This window comes from Acinetobacter sp. YH12120 (assembly GCF_013418795.1).
GTDB classification, from domain to species: Bacteria; Pseudomonadota; Gammaproteobacteria; order Pseudomonadales; family Moraxellaceae; genus Acinetobacter; species Acinetobacter towneri.
On record NZ_VPBI01000052.1, the window covers coordinates 1 to 1471 of the forward strand.

The window sequence follows — 1471 nt, forward strand, 5'->3', positions numbered from 1 at the left end:
TCAGCTTGCTTCAAGATACTCATGATCAAGCTGTCTGAATACTTAGATGTTTTCATAGAAAATCTCCTTAAATCAAGGTTATTCGATTTTCTACTTTTAAACTCAATTATTTTTAGGGAGGATTACCGTTTGCTTGGTTATAAAAAAGTGGAGAGATTAAAAAGCTGCAAGGGCGATCTATGATCGTGCATTTACCCTTGCGGTCTTTTTTGAACGAACTATAACCAGAAAAAGCAAAGCCCTTAGCACACTAAAATATTAGGTACGTCAAGCGGTATCTTGGATAGTAAAATCGAACGGAAAAAAAGCACTTGATATACTTATCAAGTGCTTTCCTAGCCTTTATGTTCGTAAATAAACCACTTGTAACTTGTAACTTTTTTCATGTTACAAGTTACCACTCGTGGTAGTTACCACAAAGCCACATGTTAACATTAAATAATGTTAAGCATTTCATGGAAAAGCTTTTCTATAATCTTTAAGGCTTCTTGTGTACTTCTTGCTAGTCTAGGGACCTCTTTAGCTCCTTGGAAGCTGTCAGTAGTATACCTAATAATTTATCTACATTCCCTTTAGTAACGTGTAACTTTCCAAATTTACAAAAGCGACTCATAGAATTATTTCCTCCCGTTAAATAATAGATAACTATTAAAAATAGACAATACTTGCTCATAAGTAACGGTACTTAAATTGTTTACTTTGGCGTGTTTCATTGCTTGATGAAACTGATTTTTAGTAAACAGTTGACGATATTCTCGATTGACCCATTTTGAAACAAAGTACGTATATAGCTTCCAATATTTATCTGGAACATCTGTGGTATGGCGGGTAAGTTTTATTAAGACACTGTTTACTCTTGGTTTAGGATGAAAGCATTCCGCTGGCAGCTTAAGCAATTGCTGAATCGAGACTTGAGTGTGCAAGAGCAACCCTAGTGTTCGGTGAATATCCAAGGTACGCTTGTAGAATCCTTCTTCAACAATCAGATAGATGTCAGACGCATGGCTTTCAAAAACCACTTTTTTAATAATTTGTGTGCTTAAATGGTAAGGAATATTCCCAACAATTTTATACCTCTGTTTGTTAGGGAATTGAAACTGTAGAATATCTTGGTGAATTAAAGTGACACGAGTATTCAGTTTTAATTTTTCTGACGATAAGTTGAATAGATGACTGTCTAATTCAATAGACGTTACCTGTTTACTTATTTTAGCCAGTTTCGTCGTTAAATGCCCTTTACCTGTTCCAATTTCGTAAACGGTATCGGTTTCTTTTAAATTCAATTGTTTTATTATTTGGTTGAGTACTTTTTCACTCGTTAAAAAGTTTTGAGAATATTTTATATTAAAATAAGCCTTATATCCAAGCATAAAACAAGGTTGTCTAGACTTCTTTTAACAGTAAAGTTATCATAAAACTGAATTTTATTTTTTAGGTAAGTTTATGCATTCTATCCGCATTCGTTAAGACA

The 1471-nt window shown here is 33.4% G+C and carries 1 protein-coding gene; it reads right to left on the reverse strand.

The features are described 5' to 3' along the window. Positions 1–617: 617 nt before the first annotated feature. Positions 618–1370: a 23S rRNA (adenine(2058)-N(6))-methyltransferase Erm(B) gene (gene erm(B) / locus FTU58_RS13925; RefSeq protein ID WP_154320141.1), complete on the reverse strand. Its 753-nt coding sequence runs from the start codon at positions 1368–1370 to the stop codon at positions 618–620. Between the last annotated feature and the right edge of the window lie 101 nt (positions 1371–1471).